20 protein-coding genes and 2 pseudogenes are annotated in these 21113 nt (G+C 45.1%); 15 read left to right on the plus strand and 7 right to left on the minus strand.

The window, feature by feature from the left end; genetic code table 11:
• The first annotated feature begins 633 nt into the window (after positions 1 to 633).
• Genes B853_RS04090 through B853_RS04100 form a run of 3 tightly spaced genes read left to right on the plus strand, consistent with a single transcriptional unit; the run spans position 634 to position 3364 of the window.
• Positions 634 to 861 (plus strand): FeoA family protein, encoded by a 228-nt coding sequence (locus tag B853_RS04090; RefSeq protein ID WP_010446851.1) that lies wholly within the window; start codon positions 634 to 636, stop codon positions 859 to 861.
• Positions 861 to 3137, plus strand: coding sequence for a Fe(2+) transporter permease subunit FeoB (feoB, locus tag B853_RS04095; RefSeq protein ID WP_038884833.1), 2277 nt, complete (start codon positions 861 to 863; stop codon positions 3135 to 3137). The genes B853_RS04090 and feoB overlap by 1 nt, the downstream gene beginning before the upstream one ends.
• Complete coding sequence (locus tag B853_RS04100; RefSeq protein ID WP_010446855.1) at positions 3134 to 3364, plus strand: FeoC-like transcriptional regulator; 231 nt, start codon at positions 3134 to 3136, stop codon at positions 3362 to 3364. The genes feoB and B853_RS04100 overlap by 4 nt, the downstream gene beginning before the upstream one ends.
• A gap of 72 nt (positions 3365 to 3436) precedes the next feature.
• On the opposite strand, the gene B853_RS04105 is transcribed toward B853_RS04100, so the two are convergent.
• The 3 genes from B853_RS04105 to argS form a co-directional block, all read right to left on the minus strand.
• Positions 3437 to 3958 (minus strand): YqhA family protein, encoded by a 522-nt coding sequence (locus tag B853_RS04105; RefSeq protein ID WP_038884832.1) that lies wholly within the window; start codon positions 3956 to 3958, stop codon positions 3437 to 3439.
• Positions 3959 to 4108: 150 nt separating this feature from the next.
• On the minus strand, positions 4109 to 4537 hold the full coding sequence (locus tag B853_RS04110) for an HIT family protein (protein ID WP_128826802.1): 429 nt from the start codon (positions 4535 to 4537) through the stop codon (positions 4109 to 4111).
• A 237-nt stretch (positions 4538 to 4774) separates the two neighbouring features.
• Positions 4775 to 6508, minus strand: coding sequence for an arginine--tRNA ligase (argS, locus tag B853_RS04115; RefSeq protein WP_010446861.1), 1734 nt, complete (start codon positions 6506 to 6508; stop codon positions 4775 to 4777).
• Between the two features lie 220 nt (positions 6509 to 6728).
• Here argS and B853_RS04125 point away from each other — a divergent pair, with 220 nt between their 5' ends.
• Positions 6729 to 7325 (plus strand): VOC family protein, encoded by a 597-nt coding sequence (locus tag B853_RS04125; protein ID WP_038884830.1) that lies wholly within the window; start codon positions 6729 to 6731, stop codon positions 7323 to 7325.
• 312 nt (positions 7326 to 7637) lie between these two features.
• Here the strand turns inward: B853_RS04125 and purU are convergent, their stop codons facing one another.
• The gene (purU, locus tag B853_RS04135) at positions 7638 to 8471 is read right to left on the minus strand and encodes a formyltetrahydrofolate deformylase (protein ID WP_038884829.1); all 834 of its coding nucleotides are present in this window, start codon (positions 8469 to 8471) and stop codon (positions 7638 to 7640) included.
• 193 nt (positions 8472 to 8664) lie between these two features.
• Here purU and B853_RS04140 point away from each other — a divergent pair.
• The 8 genes and pseudogenes from B853_RS04140 to rnd all read left to right on the plus strand — a co-directional run bounded on the left by B853_RS04140 (position 8665) and on the right by rnd (position 16475).
• Positions 8665 to 8861 (plus strand): annotated as a pseudogene (locus B853_RS04140) (hypothetical protein).
• Between the two features lie 134 nt (positions 8862 to 8995).
• Positions 8996 to 10921, plus strand: a complete 1926-nt coding sequence (yoaA, locus tag B853_RS04145) for a DNA repair helicase YoaA (RefSeq protein ID WP_038884827.1) — start codon at positions 8996 to 8998, stop codon at positions 10919 to 10921.
• Positions 10922 to 10963: 42 nt separating this feature from the next.
• Entirely contained in the window at positions 10964 to 11665 is a 702-nt protein-coding gene (gene tsaB, locus B853_RS04150; RefSeq protein ID WP_038884824.1) for a tRNA (adenosine(37)-N6)-threonylcarbamoyltransferase complex dimerization subunit type 1 TsaB, read from the plus strand.
• A 53-nt stretch (positions 11666 to 11718) separates the two neighbouring features.
• The gene (locus B853_RS04155; protein WP_010446873.1) at positions 11719 to 12024 is read left to right on the plus strand and encodes a hypothetical protein; all 306 of its coding nucleotides are present in this window, start codon (positions 11719 to 11721) and stop codon (positions 12022 to 12024) included.
• Positions 12025 to 12052: 28 nt separating this feature from the next.
• Complete coding sequence (locus B853_RS04160) at positions 12053 to 12610, plus strand: Slp family lipoprotein (RefSeq protein ID WP_010446875.1); 558 nt, start codon at positions 12053 to 12055, stop codon at positions 12608 to 12610.
• A gap of 6 nt (positions 12611 to 12616) precedes the next feature.
• On the plus strand, positions 12617 to 13471 hold the full coding sequence (locus B853_RS04165; RefSeq protein ID WP_038884836.1) for an alpha/beta fold hydrolase: 855 nt from the start codon (positions 12617 to 12619) through the stop codon (positions 13469 to 13471).
• Between the two features lie 106 nt (positions 13472 to 13577).
• Entirely contained in the window at positions 13578 to 15269 is a 1692-nt protein-coding gene (fadD, locus tag B853_RS04170; RefSeq protein ID WP_038884822.1) for a long-chain-fatty-acid--CoA ligase FadD, read from the plus strand.
• Positions 15270 to 15356: 87 nt separating this feature from the next.
• Positions 15357 to 16475, plus strand: a complete 1119-nt coding sequence (rnd, locus tag B853_RS04175) for a ribonuclease D (RefSeq protein ID WP_029560939.1) — start codon at positions 15357 to 15359, stop codon at positions 16473 to 16475.
• A gap of 302 nt (positions 16476 to 16777) precedes the next feature.
• Here the strand turns inward: rnd and minE are convergent.
• The 3 genes and pseudogenes from minE to minC form a co-directional block, all read right to left on the minus strand.
• Positions 16778 to 17040 (minus strand): annotated as a pseudogene (gene minE / locus B853_RS04180) (cell division topological specificity factor MinE).
• A 2-nt stretch (positions 17041 to 17042) separates the two neighbouring features.
• Complete coding sequence (minD, locus tag B853_RS04185; RefSeq protein ID WP_010446885.1) at positions 17043 to 17855, minus strand: septum site-determining protein MinD; 813 nt, start codon at positions 17853 to 17855, stop codon at positions 17043 to 17045.
• A 19-nt stretch (positions 17856 to 17874) separates the two neighbouring features.
• Entirely contained in the window at positions 17875 to 18537 is a 663-nt protein-coding gene (minC, locus tag B853_RS04190; protein WP_038884821.1) for a septum site-determining protein MinC, read from the minus strand.
• A 197-nt stretch (positions 18538 to 18734) separates the two neighbouring features.
• Between minC and B853_RS04195 the strand changes: the two genes are divergently transcribed.
• The 3 genes from B853_RS04195 to B853_RS04205 all read left to right on the plus strand — a co-directional run bounded on the left by B853_RS04195 (position 18735) and on the right by B853_RS04205 (position 21060).
• Positions 18735 to 19019 (plus strand): YcgL domain-containing protein, encoded by a 285-nt coding sequence (locus B853_RS04195; protein WP_010446889.1) that lies wholly within the window; start codon positions 18735 to 18737, stop codon positions 19017 to 19019.
• A gap of 44 nt (positions 19020 to 19063) precedes the next feature.
• Complete coding sequence (locus tag B853_RS04200) at positions 19064 to 20035, plus strand: lytic murein transglycosylase (RefSeq protein ID WP_010446891.1); 972 nt, start codon at positions 19064 to 19066, stop codon at positions 20033 to 20035.
• Positions 20036 to 20115: 80 nt separating this feature from the next.
• The gene (locus tag B853_RS04205; protein ID WP_010446893.1) at positions 20116 to 21060 is read left to right on the plus strand and encodes a LysR family transcriptional regulator; all 945 of its coding nucleotides are present in this window, start codon (positions 20116 to 20118) and stop codon (positions 21058 to 21060) included.
• Positions 21061 to 21113 lie beyond the last annotated feature (53 nt).

The raw sequence follows: 21113 nt of genomic DNA on the forward strand, positions 1-21113 counted from the left end.
GCCTGAAAACAATACACAGGGGTTTAGTTAACTAGTTCAAAATCAATGGGGTGGTATGTAAGAGCGATAGGTAATAAGGGTAACAACGACTATTGACTAGTAGTAGAGGTTTAAGAGGTTAGTGGAGGTTACTTAAGAAGCAATAAAGAAAGAGAAGAAAAAAAATATCGTGGTATAGCCGGGGGGGGACTATACCACGGGTGTCAATGACACCTTCGCTTGCTGCCGGAGTGACATGTTGCCATGCCACCTCTGGAATTCTTTTGAGTGGCTGTTGCCTCTCGATGGGTTAACTATACGAGACCTTACTTATTTTTCTTATAAAAATAACGACACCTTTATGTGAGAAATGCGACAAGTTGAAATTTATCCCATAAATTGCTGATAAATAAGGTTTAATTGATTTTTGGATTTCTTTTGTTATCGATTTGTTATTGTTTTCTGTGGGCTTATTTATTGATTTTGACGAAAATGACGGAGTTTTAATTAACGAACTTGACGACGAATAAACAGGGTAGATTCGTGAAATCTTTGATTTCACACAATGAATAGGAGGGTATTGGGGAGTAGAATCGCCCCATTGAATACTCTTAATAATAATATTTATCATTAGCAATACTCTTAAGGGCCATTATGAAGCTATCAGAGATCAAACCCGGAGAAACGGTAACTATTCGATTACTTGAAGGTCTATCCTCAGATGTTCGAAAAAAGCTCATGGTAATGGGGCTACTTCCTAACACTCTAGTAAAAGTAATTCGACGCGCACCTATGGGCGACCCTCTGCAAGTTGAAGTTCGTGGTGTTTCTGTTGCATTGCGAGAAGCGATTGCGCAAAACATTGAAGTGGAGCGAGCATAATGCAATATCAAATTCTTACTGTAGGTAACCCAAACAGCGGTAAAACAACACTTTTTAATGGCCTGACAGGTGCTAAACAGCAGGTTGGTAACTGGGCGGGTGTAACCGTTGAGAAGAAAACAGGTCAGTTTAAACATGCAGGTGATGATTTTGCACTGACTGACCTGCCTGGTATTTACTCACTTGATAGTGGTAATGACAGCAACAGCATTGATGAGTCGATCGCATCCCGTGCGGTTTTGACTCACCCAGCAGATTTGATCATCAACGTAGTAGATGCAACCAGTCTTGAACGTAGCCTATATATGACACTTCAACTACGTGAACTTGGCCGTCCAATGATTGTTGTGTTGAACAAGATGGATGCACTTAAGCGTGAACGCCAAATCATCAATGTAGCTGAACTGGAAAAGACACTGGGTTGCCCAGTAGTAAGTCTATCTGCGACAAACAAAGCACAAGTTGCCGAGTTTAAAGAGAAGCTACACAAATCTGTGGTTCAAGGTGTTGCACTAACAGAAATGTCTTTGAACTACGGCGAGCATATGGAAGCGGCGATCAACAACGTTTCGGCTCTTTTTAATGATCAAACCGTTTCTAACCGTGCTCTAGCGATTCGTGCACTAGAAAAAGATGCACTTGTTCTTAACAGTATGTCAGATGCTGACCGCAATAGCATTGAAAACACTATTACTGAGCTTGAACTGGATGTTGACCTGCACGTTGCCGACACTAAATACACGCACCTTCACGAAGAGTGTAAGAAAGTACGCCGTAGCGAAGGTAAGCTAAGTCGTAGTGTGACTGAAAAGCTCGACCAGTTCATCCTCAACAAGTGGGTGGGCATTCCATTCTTCTTCGTTGTGATGTACCTAATGTTCATGTTCTCTATCAACATTGGTAGTGCGTTCATCGATTTCTTCGATATCGGTGTTGGTGCGTTGCTAGTTGATGGTGGTCACCACTTATTGGATGGTCATTTGCCAGTTTGGCTGGTAACTGTTCTTGCTGATGGTATCGGTGGTGGTATCCAAACAGTCGCGACTTTCATTCCAGTTATCGCGTGTTTGTACCTTTTCCTAGCTGTGCTTGAAAGCTCAGGCTACATGGCTCGTGCAGCATTCGTACTAGATAAAGTGATGCAGAAGATCGGCCTACCGGGTAAAGCATTTGTACCACTTGTTCTTGGTTTTGGCTGTAACGTGCCATCAATCATGGCAACTCGTACTTTAGACCAAGAGCGTGAACGTAAACTAGCTGCATCAATGGCTCCATTTATGTCATGTGGTGCTCGTTTGCCTGTATACGCGCTATTTGCTGCTGCGTTCTTCCCTGGCTCAGGTCAGAACATTGTATTTGCACTTTACCTACTTGGTATTGTGGCTGCGATTTTCACTGGTCTTTTCCTTAAGCACACGCTTTACCCAGGTAGCAGTGACACGTTGGTTATGGAAATGCCAGATTACGAGCTTCCAACACTACAAAACGTCGTGATCAAAACGTGGCAAAAACTGAAGCGCTTTGTATTGGGGGCGGGTAAAACCATCGTAATCGTTGTGGCAATCCTAAGTTTCTTTAACTCACTAGGTACAGATGGCAGCTTTGGTAACGAAGACAGTGAAAATTCTGTACTTTCTAAAGCAGCACAAGTCGTGACACCAGTGTTTGCGCCAATCGGCGTTCAAGAAGACAACTGGCCGGCAACTGTTGGTATTATTACGGGGATCTTCGCTAAAGAAGCTGTGGTAGGTACGCTTAACAGCCTATACACCACACCAAGTGATGGCGAAGAAGCAGAATTTGACCTAATGGGCAGCCTAGAAGAAGCGGTAATGAGTATCCCTGATAACCTTGCTGGTTTGAGCTACTCAGATCCATTGGGCATTGAAGTCGGTGACCTTACTGATTCAAGTGCAGTAGCAGAAGAGCAAGAAGTAGATGCATCTATCTTTGGTAACATCAAAGCTCAATTTGCTTCTGGTAACGCAGCGTTTGCTTACCTAATCTTTATTCTTCTTTACACGCCATGTGTAGCAGCGATGGGTGCATACGTACGTGAGTTCGGCCATAACTTTGCGCGTTTTATTGCGGTGTGGACAATGGGCTTGGCATATCTATGTGCGACGTTCTACAACCAGTTGACACATTTCGCAGATAGCCCAGTAACAAGTGGTATTTGGATGGCTGTGATCGTTGCTATCTTCTTTGGCACCTACCGTGTGTTCAAACAAGTTGGTAAGAAACAAAACGGTGCATTAGAGGCGCAAGTAGCATGATTTTAAAAGAGCTTTATCAATACATTGCAGACAAAGGAACCGTCTCCCAGTCAGATCTGGCTAAGCAGTTTGGGATGAGTGAAGACGGAGCCGACGCGATGTTAAGCGTGTGGATCAAGAAGGGTAAAGTTAACCGCTTAGTCGACACCAATAAAGCTCATGACGTGACTCGAGTGCGCTACTCTGTAACTAAGCAAGATGGTTTATCTTTAACAGTAACCATGTAGCAGCAAGAAGTCTCACGTAAAACCGACAAAGCCGCATCAGTAATGATGCGGCTTTTCTTTTTGTCTATTCAATCAGCGATCTTCAGAGTGCTTGGTTGAGCCCAGTTCTAAAAACTTTAATCCAAGGCTTAGAACTAAAATCGAAATTGGTAGGGTTAAGATTGTCCAATCTAAGCTATCGAAATTGATCAGTACGAGCTCCAAGAACTTCACAAACAAAATCACAATAATGACTTCAGCTAAGATGTTTTTTAGGTGACCAATGTTTGGTGTTCTGATCCAATGCAAAACGGATTGGTCTTGTGTTTTAGCTTTAACTTTATTGGAGATAAACAGAGTAAAGATACCGTGAGCAAAGATAAAAAGAACCAGTGCGACAAGAAACGTATCTAGAGACTTGATCAAATAAGCGATTGCGATGTCTGCTTTATCTAAATGTGCGAGTGCTTCTGGAGGTGTTTGATTAAGAATGAAGACCGCAAATGCCGAATAGGTTTTTGCTGCGCCCATAACAAAAAGCAAGAACGAAGCAGCCATAGAACAGATTATGGCAATCCAGCTGACGTGTCGGAATGTGTTGAAGACTTGTTTCATGATGACCCTCTCTAATTGAGCGAGCAGTCTAAACAAGTTTGATTTGAGTGATAATCCCAGAAAAATGAGAAAGATTGTTACAAATAGGTATTAATCTTTCTCTGTCTATTTTAGCTGTATTCAAAGATGAATTATTTTCGCTAGCAGTGCTTATGCTTTTTGGAAAATAGAGCTCAGTGATAGCACGTTCTTAATGCGACCAAGTAACTCGTTTTGCTCTTCTTCTGTACGAATTCCACCTTTGGTGTTACCCCAAACTGGTCCCGGCCATGCCACATCGTCTTCGAAGCGAGCAATATGGTGAATGTGCAGTTGTGGCACCATGTTACCTAGCGCGCCAAGGTTTAACTTGTCTGGACGGAATGTTGCTTCCAGTGCTTGGCTTACCGCTTGAGACTCTAGCAAAAACTGTTGCTGTTCTTGCATTGGCAAGTGGTGAAGCTCTTTTAGGTTTGCACGTTTAGGTACCAAGATAACCCATGGCACGGCATTGTCTTTATGTAGAAGTGCCACGCACAGTGGGAAGTGACCGATAACGGTGGTGTCTTTTGCCAGTTGAGGGTGCAGTTCAAAACTCATGCTCTTTCCAATTAATTGTTTTAGTTGAGTATAAGGTTGGAGAGAGGATGTGGCTAGGTCTTAAATACTAAACGAGAGATTCCCTATCACGTTCGTCCCTCACTGTAGGGAGTGACGTGTTTCTACCGACGCTAGTTGGGGGATTGCTTGGTTTCACACAAATGAGATATGCGGAGCAATAAAAAAGGCTGACGCTTTCACGCCAACCTTTCTAACTTGTTTCGAGACTCGAATCGTTTACATACGCTCTAGAGTATCGATACCTAGTAGAGATAGACCTTGCTTGATGGTCTTCGCCGTTAGCGCTGCTAGTTTCAGACGGCTTTGTTTCACAGCTTCGTCTTCAGCAACTAGGATAGGGCACGCTTCGTAGAAGCTAGAGAACTGACCTGCTAGTTCGAATAGGTAGCTACACATGATGTGCGGTTGACCTTCGCGAGCAACAGATTGAACCGCTTCTTCGAATTGCATAAGTTTTGCGATAAGCGCTTTTTCTTTCTCGTCAGTGATCTTAATTTCACCTTGTAGATCATCCATAGAAACGCCAGCTTTAGCGAATACAGATGCTACACGAGTGTAAGCGTATTGCATGTAAGGTGCAGTGTTACCTTCGAACGCTAGCATGTTGTCCCAATCGAACACGTAGTCTGTGGTACGGTGCTTAGAAAGGTCTGCGTACTTAACCGCTGCCATTGCAACTGTGTTAGCGATCGCTTTCTTCTCGTCTTCTGCTAGTTCTGGGTTCTTAGATTCGATCAGCTGTGCTGCACGAACTTCTGCTTCATCAAGAAGATCTGCAAGACGAACCGTACCGCCAGCACGAGTCTTGAATGGTTTACCATCTTTACCTAGCATCATGCCGAATGCGTGGTGTTCAAGAGAAACAGATTCTGGGATGTAACCCGCTTTACGAACAATAGTCCAAGCTTGCATTAGGTGCTGGTGCTGACGAGAGTCGATGAAGTAAAGCACACGATCTGCGCCTAGCTCTTCGTAACGGTATTTCGCACATGCGATATCTGTTGTTGTGTATAGGAAGCCGCCGTCACGCTTCTGAACGATAACGCCCATCGCTTCGCCGTCTTTGTTCTTGAATTCTTCAAGGAACACAACTTGTGCGCCATCATCTTCAACCGCAAGACCTTGTGCTTTAAGGTCTGCTACGATCTTAGGTAGCATGTCGTTGTACATGCTCTCGCCCATTACGTCATCACGAGATAGAGATACGTTTAGACGATCGTAGTTACGTTGGTTTTGGATCATGGTTACGTCAACCAGCTTCTTCCACATTTCTGCGCAGAACTCGTCGCCGCTTTGCAGTTTCACAACGTAGTTACGTGCTTTCACTGCGAATTCTTCGTCTTCGTCGTACAGTTTCTTAGACTCACGGTAGAAGCCTTCAAGGTCAGCCAGTTCCATAGAAACTTCGCCAGACTCTTGTTGTACACGCTCAAGGTTTGCGATAAGCATACCGAACTGAGTACCCCAGTCACCGATGTGGTTCGCACGGATCACTTTGTGACCTAGGAACTCAAGAGTACGTACTACCGCATCACCGATGATGGTTGAACGTAGGTGACCAACGTGCATTTCTTTTGCTACGTTTGGTGCAGAGTAGTCAGCAACGATAGTTTGAGCTTCGTCTGCAGCAACGCCAAGGCGTGAATCAGCCAGTGCTGCTTCTGCTTGCTTCGCAAGGAACTCTTCGCTTAGGAAAATGTTGATGAAACCAGGACCAGCGATTTCTGTCTTGCTCGCAATACCGTCTAGGTCTAGAACATCCAGTACTTTCTGTGCAAATTCTCGTGGGTTAGTACCCAGTTTTTTAGCAACGCCCATTACGCCGTTTGCTTGGTAGTCACCAAATTGTGGCTTTGCTGATTGGCGAACTGCTGCAGGACTGCCTGCAGGTGCGCCAGCGGCTTCTAGAGCCTGAGATACTTTGTCATTAATAAGTGCTTGGATATTCACACGCGTTTCCTTCAATTCAAGGACGAAGAACTCGGCGAAGTAAGTGCCAAGTTCTGCTGGAGTTCACAAAAATGGGGCTAATGATAACAACTTTATTGCTTTTCATACAGAGAGGAATTGGGGAAATTTATACTTTTTCGATTGAATGGAAATGTGGCTTGGTTTGCGTTTACTATTGCGCTCAGAGTAATGAGATAAATCGCCCCAAAAGAGAGCCACAATGACGACTCAACTAGTTGAAAAACGCTTAGCGCCTGAATTGATGATCCAAGATCTGGATGCATTTATGGCGAAGATTGAAGAGCTTGCATCCCTGTTAAAACTGGATCTGAGCTTTGCTCAAGCTGACCATATTGCGCTGCGTATTAATGATACTGAAACAGCGAAAGCCGCGCATGAAGCATGGAATCAATACGGTAAGGTGATTTCACAAGCGAAAATCAACGGTCGCCCGATTATTGTTATTGAATTCGACAAAACGTTGGAAAGCCGTGGCTGGAAGATTGAGTGTTTGGAGTTGCCATACCCTGCGGAAGGCAAAATCTACCCAACTGAAAGTTGGGAGCATGTGGAGTTTGTGATTCCATCTCATGCCGAAACTGCAGACGACTTTCTAGCTGATTTGAAACACACTTATCCAGCATTTGGTGCACGCTTTGATGAGTTGGAACCGCTTGGTGTGAAGATCAAATTGTCGAGCCCGAAAGGGGAAGGCGAACGCTTGAATAACCCAACCGTGGCGTTTAAGTATCAAGGCATTTGTATCAAGCTGCACCCGCATTCACTCAAGCGTATTGTGGAGTCTGAGCAGGCTTAATTTGGTTTACGTGCGCTGTTAGCTTTGTGGGCAAACTGGAGCTGACAGTGCGCGGATATGAGATTCCTGATCTCGCTTAAGCTCGTCGGAATGACGCGTTTGAGTTGTTTGTGTTTGGTTAAGTGGTGTAGCCCAATGGATTTGAGCCCCAACCGCAATTACGTCATTCCCGAAAGCGACGAAGGAGCGCAGTCGGGAATCTCTTACAAGCGCTGCCATAAAACATCCGACGACTGATACAAAAAACGCGTAATGAAAAGGCAATACCTTCTCTAATTACGCGTTTTTAATAGTTAACAGTCAGTCGCTAACTTAAAGAATAACCGTCTTATTACCGTAAACAAAAACGTGGTCATTGAGCACTTTGTTCAGTGCTTTGCTCAACACGTTCTTTTCTACATCACGACCCGCTTGTGCCATATCTTGTGCGCTGAAGGTGTGATCGACAGGAATTACGTCCTGCTTAATAATTGGCCCTTCATCTAGATCATTGGTAACAAAGTGTGCGGTTGCACCAATGATTTTCACGCCACGATCAAACGCTTGTTGGTACGGTTTCGCACCGATGAAAGCGGGCAAGAAACTGTGGTGAATATTAATAATCTTGTGATGGTACTGTTCTACAAAAGCTGGGGTTAGCACACGCATGTACTTCGCCAGAACTAAAAAGTCCGCATCGTATTGAGCGATAACTTCGAGCATCTTTTGCTCATGCTCTTCGCGGCTCAGATCTTCGTGAGTAACATGGTGATAAGGGATATCGAAGCGTTCAGTAAGGCCTTGTAGCTTGTCGTAGTTACCGACAACGGCGGCGATCTCTACATCCAAACTTCCGTCGTAGTTCTTCATTAAAATATCGCCTAAACAATGCGCTTCTTTGGTGACTAAAATAACGATGCGCTTACGGCGGGAACTGATGAGCTTTCGCTTCGCACCTTGAGGCAGTGCTTGGTCTAAATCTGCTAGAAAAGTCTGATCATTGAAGTAGCCTTCTAGCTCGGTACGCATAAAAAAGTGACCACTGGCATTATCTACAAACTCATTATTGTGGACGATATTCAGTTGGTGCTTATAACAAATATTGGTGATTTTTGAGATCAGGCCTGGGGCGTCTGAACAATGAGTAAGTAGTGTTTTCTTTTCCATAAATAGAATACTTCCATGTTTTATTTTTTTTAGCGTACGAAAAATTGTTTAGCCCTAATAGGGTGAACTATGCCGCAATTTGACCTCCATAAATAATCTATTATCAAAATGGTTTCAACAAATTATCTAGGTGAATTTAAACAGTCACAAGTTTGTTGACGTAAGACAAAATTAAAAGGCTAAGGTGGTGCGTATGGATAAAGAACTACTAGCACGCAAACTGTACCAAGAGCGAGTAAGTGCACTAGTGGGAGAACAAGGCATTGATGAGCAGGTGCTCAGTCAAATGTGGGAAAATAAAGCCACTCCTACCGAAGCGGCGAAAGCATGGTATCGGACGATGCATTCCAAGGACCAGCTTGGCTAAATCGCTACTTAAATCGTAAATAACTTCACAAACACCTTCCGGGGCGGGTCTTATTATTGGCTCGCCCCGGCTCACTTTCTGCACTTTTGTCACCTCGTGATCCTTTCCCGTTCTTTGGTATACTCTCGGCAATTTTTCTCGCTCAGGCAAAAAGTGGATGATCGCAAAAACCTTTTCCTCTGATGGTGCGCTAGGTAAAGCTATACCTGGTTTTCAAGCTCGTCAGCCCCAAATCGATATGGCAGAAGCCGTCAGCAGTGCGATCAAAGACCAAACTCAGCTGGTGGTTGAAGCAGGGACGGGAACAGGTAAAACCTTCGCTTACCTTGTGCCTGCGTTATTGAGTGGCAAAAAAGTCATCATCAGTACCGGGTCTAAGAACTTACAAGAGCAGCTATATCATCGTGACCTGCCGTTGATGGTGAATGCGTTGGGATTCTATGGTCAAGTAGCATTGTTAAAAGGTCGCTCTAACTACCTTTGTTTAGATCGCTTAAGTCGACAGATGGTCGAAAGCCACACCAACGAAGCAGATCCAACACTGCTGACTCAATTGGTCAAGGTACGCTCTTGGTCTTCGGAAACGAAAACGGGCGATTTAGGAGATTGTGAAGATCTGCCTGAAGACAGCATGATCATCCCAACCATTACCTCAACCAACGACAACTGCTTAGGCAAAGAGTGTCCGAGCTATACTGATTGTTTCGTCTTAAAAGCACGTAAACGTGCGATGGATTCGGACATCGTTGTCGTAAACCACCATCTGTTCCTCGCCGATCTTGCGATAAAAGAAACGGGTTTTGGCGAACTGATCCCTGAGGCAGATGTATTCATCTTCGACGAAGCCCACCAGCTTCCAGATATCGCCAGTGAATACTTCGGACAGTCGATCTCCAGCCGTCAGATCCAAGAGCTTGCCAAAGACATTGAAATTGCCTACCGCACAGAAGCGAAAGACATGCGTCAACTGCAAAAAGTGGGGGATAAACTGATGCAAAGTGCCATGGACATGCGCATTGTATTAGGTGAACCCGGTTTTCGTGGCAACTGGCGTGAGGCTCTGCAATCGGAATCGATCAAGCGTGAACTGGTCCGTTTAATTGATAGCCTAGATCTTGCCATCGACGTACTAAAACTGGCGTTGGGTAGAAGCCAATTGCTGGATACCGCGTTTGAGCGTGCCAACCTCATCAAAGGTCGGATCGACAGAGTGTGTGACGTAGACATCACCGGTTATTCCTACTGGTACGATACTTCTCCGCGCCATTTCGCCCTGCACATTACACCGCTTTCGGTGGCGGATAAATTCCATGAGCAAATCGAAATCAAACAAGGTGCGTGGATTTTTACCTCAGCAACCCTTGCTGTCTCTGGTGACTTCAAGCACTTTACTGAACGCTTAGGGCTGAAGCCAAAACAACAGTTTTCCCTGCCTTCTCCGTTTGATTACGAGCAGCAAGCGCGTTTATGTGTACCTCGTTATTTGCCTGAGCCAAACAGCCCAGGCTTAGCCGACAAACTGGTGCGAATGCTCGCGCCTGTCATTGAAGAGAATGACGGACGTTGTTTCTTCTTATGTACTTCGCACAGCATGATGCGTGAGCTAGGAGAGCGCTTCCGTGAAGTGCTGGACTTGCCAGTACTCATGCAAGGTGAGATGAGTAAACAGAAGACCCTAGCCGAGTTTATGGAGCTGGGTAATGCACTGCTGGTGGCCACTGGTGCATTTTGGGAAGGGATAGATGTTAGAGGTGATGCACTGAGCTGTGTTATCATCGATAAATTACCGTTTACAGCCCCTGATGATCCATTGCTTAAGGCACGTATTGAAGATTGTCGGTTACGTGGTGGTGAGCCATTTGCAGAAGTGCAAATTCCGGACGCCGTTATCACGTTAAAACAAGGGGTAGGGCGTTTGATTCGAGATCAGAAAGATCACGGTGCATTAATCATTTGTGACAACCGTTTGGTCACACGAGATTATGGTGGGATCTTTTTAGCAAGTTTACCTCCGATCCCAAGAACAAGAGATCTAGAACGAATCAAAACATTCCTAAAAGCCGAACAAGATAGCCAGTCATAGAGTGGCCTTAATTACATTTAGAACAGAGTTATAGAGAGTCAAATGAGCGCAAAAATTCTTGCTATCGATACTGCAACAGAAAATTGTTCTGTTGCATTATTAGTGGGTGATAAAGTGATTTCACGTAGTGAAGTTGCACCTCGCGATCACACCAAGAAAGTGCTACCAATGGTAGATGAACTTCTGAAAGAAGCCGGTTTGACCCTTCAAGAGTTGGATGCGCTTGCGTTTGGTCGTGGTCCGGGCAGCTTTACTGGTGTTCGTATCGGTATTGGTATTGCACAAGGCTTAGCATTTGGTGCAGACCTACCAATGATTGGCGTTTCAACACTTGCAGCCATGGCGCAAGGCAGCTACCGCCGACACGGTGCGACTGATGTTGCGGTTGCAATTGATGCACGTATGAGTGAAGTTTATTGGGCTCGTTATACTCGTCAAGAGAATGGCGAATGGGTAGGAGTGGATGCAGAATGCGTGATTCCACCTGCGCGTTTAGCCGAAGAAGTACAAGCTGACGATAATACATGGACAACCGCGGGTACAGGTTGGGATGCATACCAAGATGAGTTAGGTCAACTTCGATTGAATCTAACTGCTGGTGAGGTACTTTACCCTGATTCGCAAGACATTGTTATTTTGGCGAAACAGGAGCTGGAGAAAGGCAATACCGTCCCAGTCGAAGAGTCGAGCCCAGTTTATCTGCGCGACAATGTGACTTGGAAGAAGCTACCAGGTCGCGAATAATCCTTATTGAGTTAGGGCGAAGTTTACTTCGCCCTAAATAAAGATGGAGCGTTATGGCATCGATAAATGGTTTACCTCCTGCGTTGGTTCCCGGTGCAAATCGAACGACGAAAACCAACAAAAAAAGTCAGGTAAAGAAAAGTCAGCAAAAGCAACCCGTTGGCCAACCATCAAAGGTGGCGAATGCGGTCGCGCACTCCATCAAACAGGTTGATGAATCACAAATACATCGGGCTCAAATTCAATATGATTTGCCTGAAGGACGTGCTCGCAAAGCCATGGAAGAATATATGGGTGTAATGAACCAAGCGAAAAAAGAGGAACTCGCTCAATTGCTTGGTGTCGATATTTACATCTAAACTGCAACACAACCTTTAAAGGGGAAACATGAACCTATCCAAACGAATTTTATTTACCCTTCTTGTTACGATTGGCTTGTCCGCGTGTAGCTCCCTACCAGAAGAGCTTACTGCGTCAACAGAACAAGTCATGACAGATTACAAAACCTTCGCAGAATCCCAAGGTCAAGTTAAGGAAGACGTAAGACTCGGCGGCGTTATTGCTCAAGTCGACAACTTGAAAGATAAAACCCGTTTGGAAGTTGTGAACCTCCCAATTAGTAAAACTGGTAAACCAAATATTGATAAAGAACCTATTGGCCGCTTTGTTGTATATATGGATGGATATTTAGAACCAGTATCGTTTAGCAAAGGCAGGCTGATTACTGTTGTTGGTAAAAGTGCAGGGGAAGAGCAAGGCAAAATCGGTGAGCACCCTTACATTTTCCCTGTAGTGAAAGGCGATGGCTACCGCTTATGGAAGATTGAAGAGCGTGTACGCATGTACGATACGCCAACTTACTTCTACCCTTGTTACTCCATTAACTGCCGCATGATGCGAAATGATTTTCCGCAAGACGGCAAGGTGATCAAAAAGGTTAAATAGTCTGTGATTAATGAGCGCCGTTTTGAACTCCCATGTGGGAGCATGGCTGCCCTAGAGATCGGAAACGAAAAAACGACTGCTTGTTCAGTCGTTTTTCTTCATGGGTGGATGGATAATGCGGGCAGTTTTAAGGCTCTGATGAATGCTATTCACCAGAGAGCGCCGGAGCTTCACTTGTTAGCAATTGACCTATTTGGTCATGGTCTCTCCAGTCATAAATCCTCCGATAATTACTATCCTTTTCATGACTACATTGCTGATTTACACCAACTATTGGATGAATTATCGCCAAACAGACTGGTGTTAGTAGGGCATTCACTAGGCGCATTAATCGCAAGTTGCTATAGTGCTGTTTTTCCAGAGCAAGTCGAAGCATTAGTGCAAATTGAAGGGGCGGGTCCACTCGCTGAAAACCCTTCAAATAGCGTTAAACGTCTGCGTAACGGTGTCCTCAGTCGACAACGTCAACGTAACAAACCGGAGCGAGCCATCGCTTCTTTCGATCTGGCGTTAAAGCTACGCATGCAAGCGAATCACCTGACCGCCGAGCAGTTGATGCCTATCGTAGAGCGCGGAACTGAATGTCGCGATAACCAATGGTTTTGGCGACATGATGCCAAATTAAAATGCGAGTCTCTTTATCGTATGGCGCAGGATCACGCGAATGCGATCACCAGCCAAATCTGCTGTCCGCACCTGATCATTTTAGGTGACAAAGGATTTCAGCATTTACAGTCTAACCAAGTCGATTGGGGAGAAAATCCACCGAATGTGGTTTCTGTCGCAGGTGGGCATCATTGTCATTTAGAGCAAAAGCTCGAGGTCGCAAAGCGAATTCTTGGTGTAGTTAACAAAATTTAAACAAGTGTTTGAGAGTTACGTGCTCAAGCACGTTTGCTGTGCTGTAATAGTGCTCAAAATAAAAAGGACGCTATTTTTTAGCCAGTTATAAACGAGGAGTAACATCGTGGATAAACCATGGCTTTCACGTTATCCAAGTGACGTACCTGAAACCATCAATCCAGAGCAATATGAGTCTTTGGTAGAAATGTTCGAGCAGTCTGTACAAAAATACGCAGACCAACCGGCATTCATGAACATGGGCTCGGTCATGACCTTCCGCAAATTGGAAGAGCGTAGCCGCGCATTTGCCGCATACCTACAAAACGAACTGAAGCTGAAAAAGGGTGACCGTGTTGCTCTTATGATGCCAAACCTGCTGCAATACCCTGTCGCGCTATTTGGTATTTTGCGTGCTGGTTGTATCGCGGTGAACGTGAACCCACTTTACACTCCCCGTGAGCTAGAGCATCAGCTAAACGATGCTGGCGCAACGGCGATCGTTATCGTTTCTAACTTCGCGAACACACTTGAGCAGATCGTTGAAAACACGCCCGTTAAGCACGTAGTTCTGACCAGCCTTGGTCAAATGCTGCCACGTGCGAAAGGCACGCTTGTCGACTTCGTAGTTAAGTACGTGAAAGGTATGGTACCTAAGTACGATCTACCTGGTGCAATCTCAATGCGCAAAGCGCTGCACAAAGGTCGTCGTCTTCAGTACGTGAAGCCATTTATGTCTGGCGATGATATTGCGTTCCTTCAGTACACTGGTGGTACAACGGGCGTAGCGAAAGGCGCAATCCTGACGCACCGCAACATGATCGCTAACGTAATGCAGGCGAAAGGCGCGTATGGCCCCGTTCTGTCTCCGGGGCGTGAACTGGTTGTGACGGCGTTGCCGCTTTATCACGTATTCGCGCTGACGGTGAACTGTCTACTATTCATCGAAATGGGTGGCAACAACCTACTGATTACCAACCCACGTGATATTCCAGGTTTTGTGAAAGAGCTGCAGAAGCACCAGTTCACCGCTATTACCGGTGTAAACACGCTGTTTAATGCATTGGTAAACAACGAAGATTTCCATGAGCTAGATTTCAGTAACCTTCGCCTAGCAGTAGGTGGTGGTATGGCAGTACAACGCGCGGTTGCAGAGAGTTGGCAGAAAACAACAGGATGTTACCTACTAGAAGGTTACGGCCTAACAGAATGTTCTCCGCTCGTGGCGGCTTACCCGCATGACCTAGTGGAATATAACGGCTCCATCGGTCTGCCTGTACCATCAACGGAAGTACGTATCGTTGATGAAGAAGGTAACGGTTTACCAAACACTGAAACCGGTGAGCTTCAAGTTCGTGGTCCTCAAGTTATGCAGGGCTACTGGCAGCGTCCGGAAGCGACCAAAGAAGTGATCAACGAAGATGGTTGGTTATCGACCGGTGATATCGTTAAGTTTGATGAGGAAGGCTTCCTACACATCGTCGACCGTAAGAAAGACATGATTCTTGTGTCTGGCTTCAACGTTTACCCGAACGAGATCGAAGACGTGGTTGCTTTGCACGGTAAAGTGCTTGAGGTCGCTGCTATTGGTCAGCCTCACGAAGTTTCTGGTGAGTTAGTGAAGATTTACGTGGTTAAACGTGATCCAAGCTTAACTAAAGACGAAGTCATTGCACATTGTCGCCAACACCTAACTGGCTACAAAGTACCTAAGTTGGTTGAGTTCCGTGAAGATCTACCTAAGACCAACGTAGGCAAGATCCTTCGTCGTGTATTGCGTGAAGAAAACGACGCAGAGCTCGCGAAGAAGAGCGCATAAGCGTATTTCTTTGTGCAACAATCATTTATTGATAATTAATGTTAGAATGCCAGCGTTTTGCTGGCATTTTTTTATAGCGAGAAGCGTGTGAATTATCAAATTATTACTAAAAACAAAGACCTAGAACAAGTTTGCGCTCTAGCTCGAGAAGCAGATGTCGTTATGTTGGATACTGAGTTTGTCCGTGTAAGGACTTACTATCCGCAGCTAGGCTTGATTCAGCTTTTCGATGGCAAGCAACTTTCCCTAATTGACCCAACTGAACTTACCGATATGAGTTCATTTGTTGAGTTACTTAAAGACACCTCAGTACTTAAAGTTCTACACGCATGCGGTGAAGATCTAGAAGTATTCCAAAATGCCTTTGATTGCACGCCATTCCCAATGGTGGACACTCAACTTATGGCGGCGTTTCTTGGCCACGGGCTTTCAACTGGTTTTGCAACGCTAGTCGAAGAATACCTTGGTGTGGAACTTGATAAGAGTGAATCTCGCACCGATTGGATGGCACGTCCATTAACACAAAAGCAGCTTGATTATGCCGCAGCGGATGTTCACTACTTGCTGCCTCTCTATGAGAAGTTGTTCGACAAGGTTACGGAAGCAGGCTGGTGGGAAGCCGTTCAGCAAGAAAGCGACCTACTGGTTTCTAAACGTATTCGTAATACTAACCCAGATAACGCCTACCTTGATATTAAAGGTGCTTGGCAGCTAAAACCTCGTGAGTTAGCCGTTCTTAAGCCTCTTGCAACTTGGCGTTACCGCGAAGCACTAAAGCGCGATCTTGCGCTGAACTTTATCTTCAAAGAAGGGGACTTGCTCACAGTGGCACGCCTTGGCCTGACGAGTTTCAAGAAGATGGAAGCAGAAGGTATTGATATTCGCGCAATCAATCGTCATGGTGCGCGTATAGCGGCTATCGTCAAGCAAGCGAAGCTCACTCCAGCCGATGAGTACCCTGCTACTATTGAACGTTTGATGGATTACCCTGGCTACAAGCAAATCTTCAAGAACATGAAGGACGTAGTGAAAGTAGCGTCTCAAAAATCTGGCTTAGCGACCGAGTTTTTGGCGTCGAAAAAGCAGATTAACCAAATCATCAGTTGGGTTTGGAAGAAAGATCGTGATCCAGCGAGACTACCGGACGTGATGCAAGGTTGGCGTCTAGAGTTGCTCGGTGAGAAGATGGATAAGATTCTCAAGTAAGCACTACTCAAAACAAGATAAACGAAAAAGGTTGGCAAATAGGCCAACCTTTTTTTGTAACACGCATTTGTATTTTGCCTGAAGTTCTCATCTTACGACGCTAAGCCATCGAGTCGTTCCAGAGAATCTAGCGAACTGCAAGAATCTAAATGAGACTAGGAGTCTACTCACAGCTCGCTCGCTTTCAAGCCAAAGCCATATCTCAACAATCCGATCGCCCTGGTAACAGATTCTGAATCACGCTCGTTCCTCGCTGTTCAGAATGACGAAGAGGAGGGTACTCAGGCAAAGTCGAAAAGTAATTACTTCTCGTCTTCTGGCAACTTCACGTTGAGCTCAAGAACGGAAATATCATCGTCTTTGTGCTCAAACGTCAGGTCAACCATGTTCGGGTCAATCGCCACGTACTTACTGATCACTTTAAGGATGTCTTCCTTAAGTTGCGGTAGGTATGAAGGCGCAGGATCATCTTGCTACGACGTTCCGCCACGATGATTTGTAAACGCTCTTTCGCTAGGCTTGCTGATGCTTTCTTCTGAGGTCGGAAAAATTCCAATAGTGACATTATTAGCCTCCAAATAGTCGTTTAAAGAGTCCTTTCTTCTCCTCAGTAAGGAAACGAAATTCAACTTGCTCACCCAGTAGGCGGTCAACGGTATCTGAGTACGCCATACCAGCATCTGTATTCTCATCAAAAATAACAGGAACACCTTTGTTTGATGCATTCAATACAGCTTGGCTTTCAGGAATAACACCAAGTAGGGAAATATGCAGGATCTCTTCTACATCTTGAACGCTCAGCATTTCACCTTGGTTTACACGGCCAGGGTTGTAGCGAGTTAGTAGAAGGTGCTGCTTCACTGGCTCTAAACCTTGCTCAGCGCGAAGTGATTTAGAATCAAGAATACCAAGAATACGGTCTGAATCGCGTACTGAAGAGACTTCAGGGTTGGTTGTTACGATCGCTTCATCGGCGTAGTAAAGCGCCATTAGGGCACCTTGCTCGATACCTGCTGGAGAGTCACAGATAATGAAATCGAAACCCATCTCACCCATCTCGTTGAACACACGTTGTACACCGTCTCTAGTCAGTGCATCTTTATCTCGAGTTTGAGAAGCAGGAAGAATAAACAGGTTATCGGTACGTTTGTCTTTGATCAACGCTTGGTTCAGCGTTGCCTCACCATTAATAACGTTAACGAAATCATAAACAACGCGACGTTCGCAGCCCATGATTAAATCGAGATTACGCAGGCCGATATCGAAATCGATCACCGCTGTCTTTTTACCCTTGAGGGCAAGACCAGAAGCGATGGCTGCGCTAGAAGTGGTTTTACCCACGCCACCCTTACCAGACGTTACAACAATAATGCGTGCCATTTTATTTCCTTTTTAAAACTTAAATCGTGAGAGTCTCAAGATGTAATGATTCTTCTGCTTTACTGATCATTACTTTTTGTTTCCAGAACTCACTCGCAATTTGATCACTAAGCCAATAGTCACCCGCTATGGAGATTAGCTCAGCTTGTAAATTGTGGCAGATAATTCGAGCTTCGCTTTGTCCGCTTGCTCCTGCGATTGCACGGCCACGTAATGTTCCGTGAATATGAATAGAGCCATCGGCAATGACTTCAGCCCCTTCGCTAACATGCGCGAGTACGACTAAATCGCCATCTTTGGCGTATACCTGTTGGCCAGAGCGAACGGGCGTGCGCACCACTTTAGTTGGTGCCATTTTCGCTGGTGCTTTTGCAGGAGATTTACTAGCAGACATAATGGCGAAGCCCGCTTCAGAGGCAAGGTTTTGTATGCGTTTGTCTTTGCAACCCGTTACGCCAACCGGAATAAAGCCGGCATCAGCAATACCTTGCTTCAATGCGTTAAAATCAATATCGCCTTCGACTTTTGCTATATTGATCACCAATGGGGCGGACGCAAAAAAAGAAGGAGCTTGAGAAACCTTTTCTTGCAAAAATTCGACAGTTTTGACGATCTCATTGTCAGAAAGGTGTAAAACAGACAATGTAAAACTGCTACCTTTAAGGTCAGGTGAATGGGTCATCGTGGACTTCTTGCCTCTGTTGAAAGAGCGTTGCCTTAAACTAGGTATGTCATGTTATATTTCATCCCTTGACGCAGCAAGTTATCTTAAGGGCAAATAAGTGATTTAATCTCATTTTTGCTATCAAGTTTGCGAGAATTTTACGTTTTTATTTAAATCCGCCCCAAAATGGCGGAAATCAGCACAAAAGGCTTGTCATGCTTTGTTCTATTTATAAAAGTTCCAAGAAAGAAGGCGCTTACCTCTACATCCCGAAAAAAGACGATTTTTCACAGGTGCCTGACACACTTATGCAGATGTTCGGTAAGCCTATGCCGGTTATGACGATCAAACTAGAAGGTCGTAGCTTAGCGCAAGTGGATGTCGAGAAAGTGAAAGCTTCATTACAAAACGAAGGCTTTTTCCTTCAGTTGCCGCCACCACCAGAAAATTTATTAGAAAAATACAAAGAACAAAAAGCTCAACAGAAAGACGAACAATAAGTCGGTTTGCTATTGAGTGATCTGCCTTGCTCAAGGAGGGCAATATGAAAAAAATACTGGCAACGATGCTTAGCTTAGGAGTTTGTACTTCGGCTTTTGCTAGTAGCGAAGGGTTTGACGAATACCTTAATAAACTGCGAGCAGAAGCTCGTGATAAAGGTATCTCCGAGCAAGTCATCAGTGCCGCGTTTGCCGATGTTGAATACAAACCACGCGCGGTGAAAGCGGACCGAAACCAGCCAGAAAAAAAACTGACGTTGGACGAGTATATCCCTCGTGCAGTACCTGAGTGGAAGGTTAAACAAGCGAAGCAGTTATATAAAGAGCATTACGCAGAGCTAAAACGCATTGGTGATGAGTTTGGTGTTCAACCTCGCTTTATTGTCGCGCTTTGGGGCGTGGAAAGTAATTTCGGCAAGTTCACTGGCAACTTCCGTGTTATCGATGCGTTGTCGACCATGGCATTTGAAGGTCGACGTGAAGAGTTTTTCCGCAAAGAAACCATGGCCGCGCTACAAATTCTTGATCAAGGCCATATCGAGCTAGAAAACTTTAAAGGCTCGTGGGCTGGTGCGATGGGTCAATGTCAGTTTATGCCTAGCTCATTTTTGCGTTTTGCCGCAGATGGCAATGGTGACGGTAAGAAAGACATCTGGCAATCGGAAGCAGACGTGTTTGCCTCAACCGCTAACTACTTAGGTGAGTCTGGTTGGGACGATAAATACACGTGGGGTCGTCAAGTAAAAGTGCCGCATGGTATTGATCATAACCTTGAAGGTCGTGGTGCTGAAAAAGGCAAGTACCTACAAGAGTGGAGCAAGTTGGGCATTACTAAGTACGATGGTAGTCCGCTGCCTAAACTGGATGAAGACATCAAAGCATGGCTAATCATGCCAGACGATGAAAACGGCCGTACTTACTTGGTGTACAACAACTACAACGTATTGATGAAGTGGAACCGCTCTTACTACTTCGCACTGGCGGTAAGTCACTTAGCTGACCGCATCACTTTCTAAGTGCTTAATTCTAATTAATCAGTGAATATGAAAGGGGCTCTTCGGAGCCCTTTGTTTTCTCAAATTTTATCGAGGTTTGCGTGTTATCTGAACGTGCTGCACAAATGGTGATCTTCTCTGCGTTGATCAAACATAAGAACTTTACCGCCGCGGCTAAGAGCCTTGGTGTGTCCGTGTCTCACGTCAGTAAGCAGCTCAGTCAACTAGAGGCTTCTCTAGGCATTAAGCTTGTGCAACGCACCACACGTAGTTTCACCCCGACGGAGGCTGGACGAACTTTTTATCACCATTGTGAGCAAGTTTTACAAGCGGTGAAAAGCGCCACGCTCGAAATGGAAAGCCAAAGAGATGAAGTGGCAGGCCTCGTCCGATTGGGACTATCGCAGTCATTTGGTACCTTACATATTATTCCTGCGATTCAAGAATTGCGAGAACAGTACCCACAGTTACAAGTAGAAGTTCACCTATTTGATTACAAAGTGGATATGTTAGATGAGGGGTTAGACCTTTGGATCACCAATAATGAGCGCCTACCAGAAGGCTACATTGCACAGCGATTAACAGATTGCCAGTTTATTGTAGCTGCCTCACCAGAATATTTGTTAAAGCACACCACACCCACGGAACCCAATGAGCTCTCTCAACACAATTGTTTGATATATAGAAGTTGGGAGCGTGACTACACCAGTTGGGCTTTCACTAAAGGCGAGCAAGAGCTTAACGTCAAAGTATCAGGCAACTACTCGGTTGACTTAGCAGAAGCGGTTCGTGATGCTGCGATATCGGGGTGGGGAATTGCCTACTTAGCCACTTATCTGCTTGGTGATGAGTTCCGAACCGGTAAGTTGATTCAGCTGTTACCAGACTGGAAAGCAAGTCAATCAATGCCGTTTTATGCGGTCTACCCAAGCCGTCAACACATGCCGAAAAAGATCTCCGCAGTGATCGATTTTATTAAGCAAAGGATTGGCACGCCTTGTCACTGGGATCAGAAATTAGCACCATACATCTCTTTACCAAAGTAGTGATTACAGAAGGTGATTTAAGTCACAAAATTTTTCTGGTTTCAGAAACATCT

The organism is Vibrio rotiferianus CAIM 577 = LMG 21460 (genome assembly GCF_002741985.1).
Taxonomy (GTDB): domain Bacteria; phylum Pseudomonadota; class Gammaproteobacteria; order Enterobacterales; family Vibrionaceae; genus Vibrio; species Vibrio rotiferianus.

Coding starts and splice junctions, on each gene's coding strand:
- B853_RS04090 (WP_010446851.1), top strand. CDS start 634: ATGAAGCTATCAGAGATCAAACCCGGAGAAACGGTAACTATTCGATTA.
- feoB (WP_038884833.1), top strand. CDS start 861: ATGCAATATCAAATTCTTACTGTAGGTAACCCAAACAGCGGTAAAACA.
- B853_RS04100 (WP_010446855.1), top strand. CDS start 3,134: ATGATTTTAAAAGAGCTTTATCAATACATTGCAGACAAAGGAACCGTC.
- B853_RS04105 (WP_038884832.1), bottom strand. CDS start 3,958: ATGAAACAAGTCTTCAACACATTCCGACACGTCAGCTGGATTGCCATA.
- B853_RS04110 (WP_128826802.1), bottom strand. CDS start 4,537: ATGAGTTTTGAACTGCACCCTCAACTGGCAAAAGACACCACCGTTATC.
- B853_RS04125 (WP_038884830.1), top strand. CDS start 6,729: ATGACGACTCAACTAGTTGAAAAACGCTTAGCGCCTGAATTGATGATC.
- purU (WP_038884829.1), bottom strand. CDS start 8,471: ATGGAAAAGAAAACACTACTTACTCATTGTTCAGACGCCCCAGGCCTG.
- yoaA (WP_038884827.1), top strand. CDS start 8,996: ATGATCGCAAAAACCTTTTCCTCTGATGGTGCGCTAGGTAAAGCTATA.
- tsaB (WP_038884824.1), top strand. CDS start 10,964: ATGAGCGCAAAAATTCTTGCTATCGATACTGCAACAGAAAATTGTTCT.
- B853_RS04155 (WP_010446873.1), top strand. CDS start 11,719: ATGGCATCGATAAATGGTTTACCTCCTGCGTTGGTTCCCGGTGCAAAT.
- B853_RS04160 (WP_010446875.1), top strand. CDS start 12,053: ATGAACCTATCCAAACGAATTTTATTTACCCTTCTTGTTACGATTGGC.
- minD (WP_010446885.1), bottom strand. CDS start 17,855: ATGGCACGCATTATTGTTGTAACGTCTGGTAAGGGTGGCGTGGGTAAA.
- minC (WP_038884821.1), bottom strand. CDS start 18,537: ATGACCCATTCACCTGACCTTAAAGGTAGCAGTTTTACATTGTCTGTT.
- B853_RS04195 (WP_010446889.1), top strand. CDS start 18,735: ATGCTTTGTTCTATTTATAAAAGTTCCAAGAAAGAAGGCGCTTACCTC.
- B853_RS04200 (WP_010446891.1), top strand. CDS start 19,064: ATGAAAAAAATACTGGCAACGATGCTTAGCTTAGGAGTTTGTACTTCG.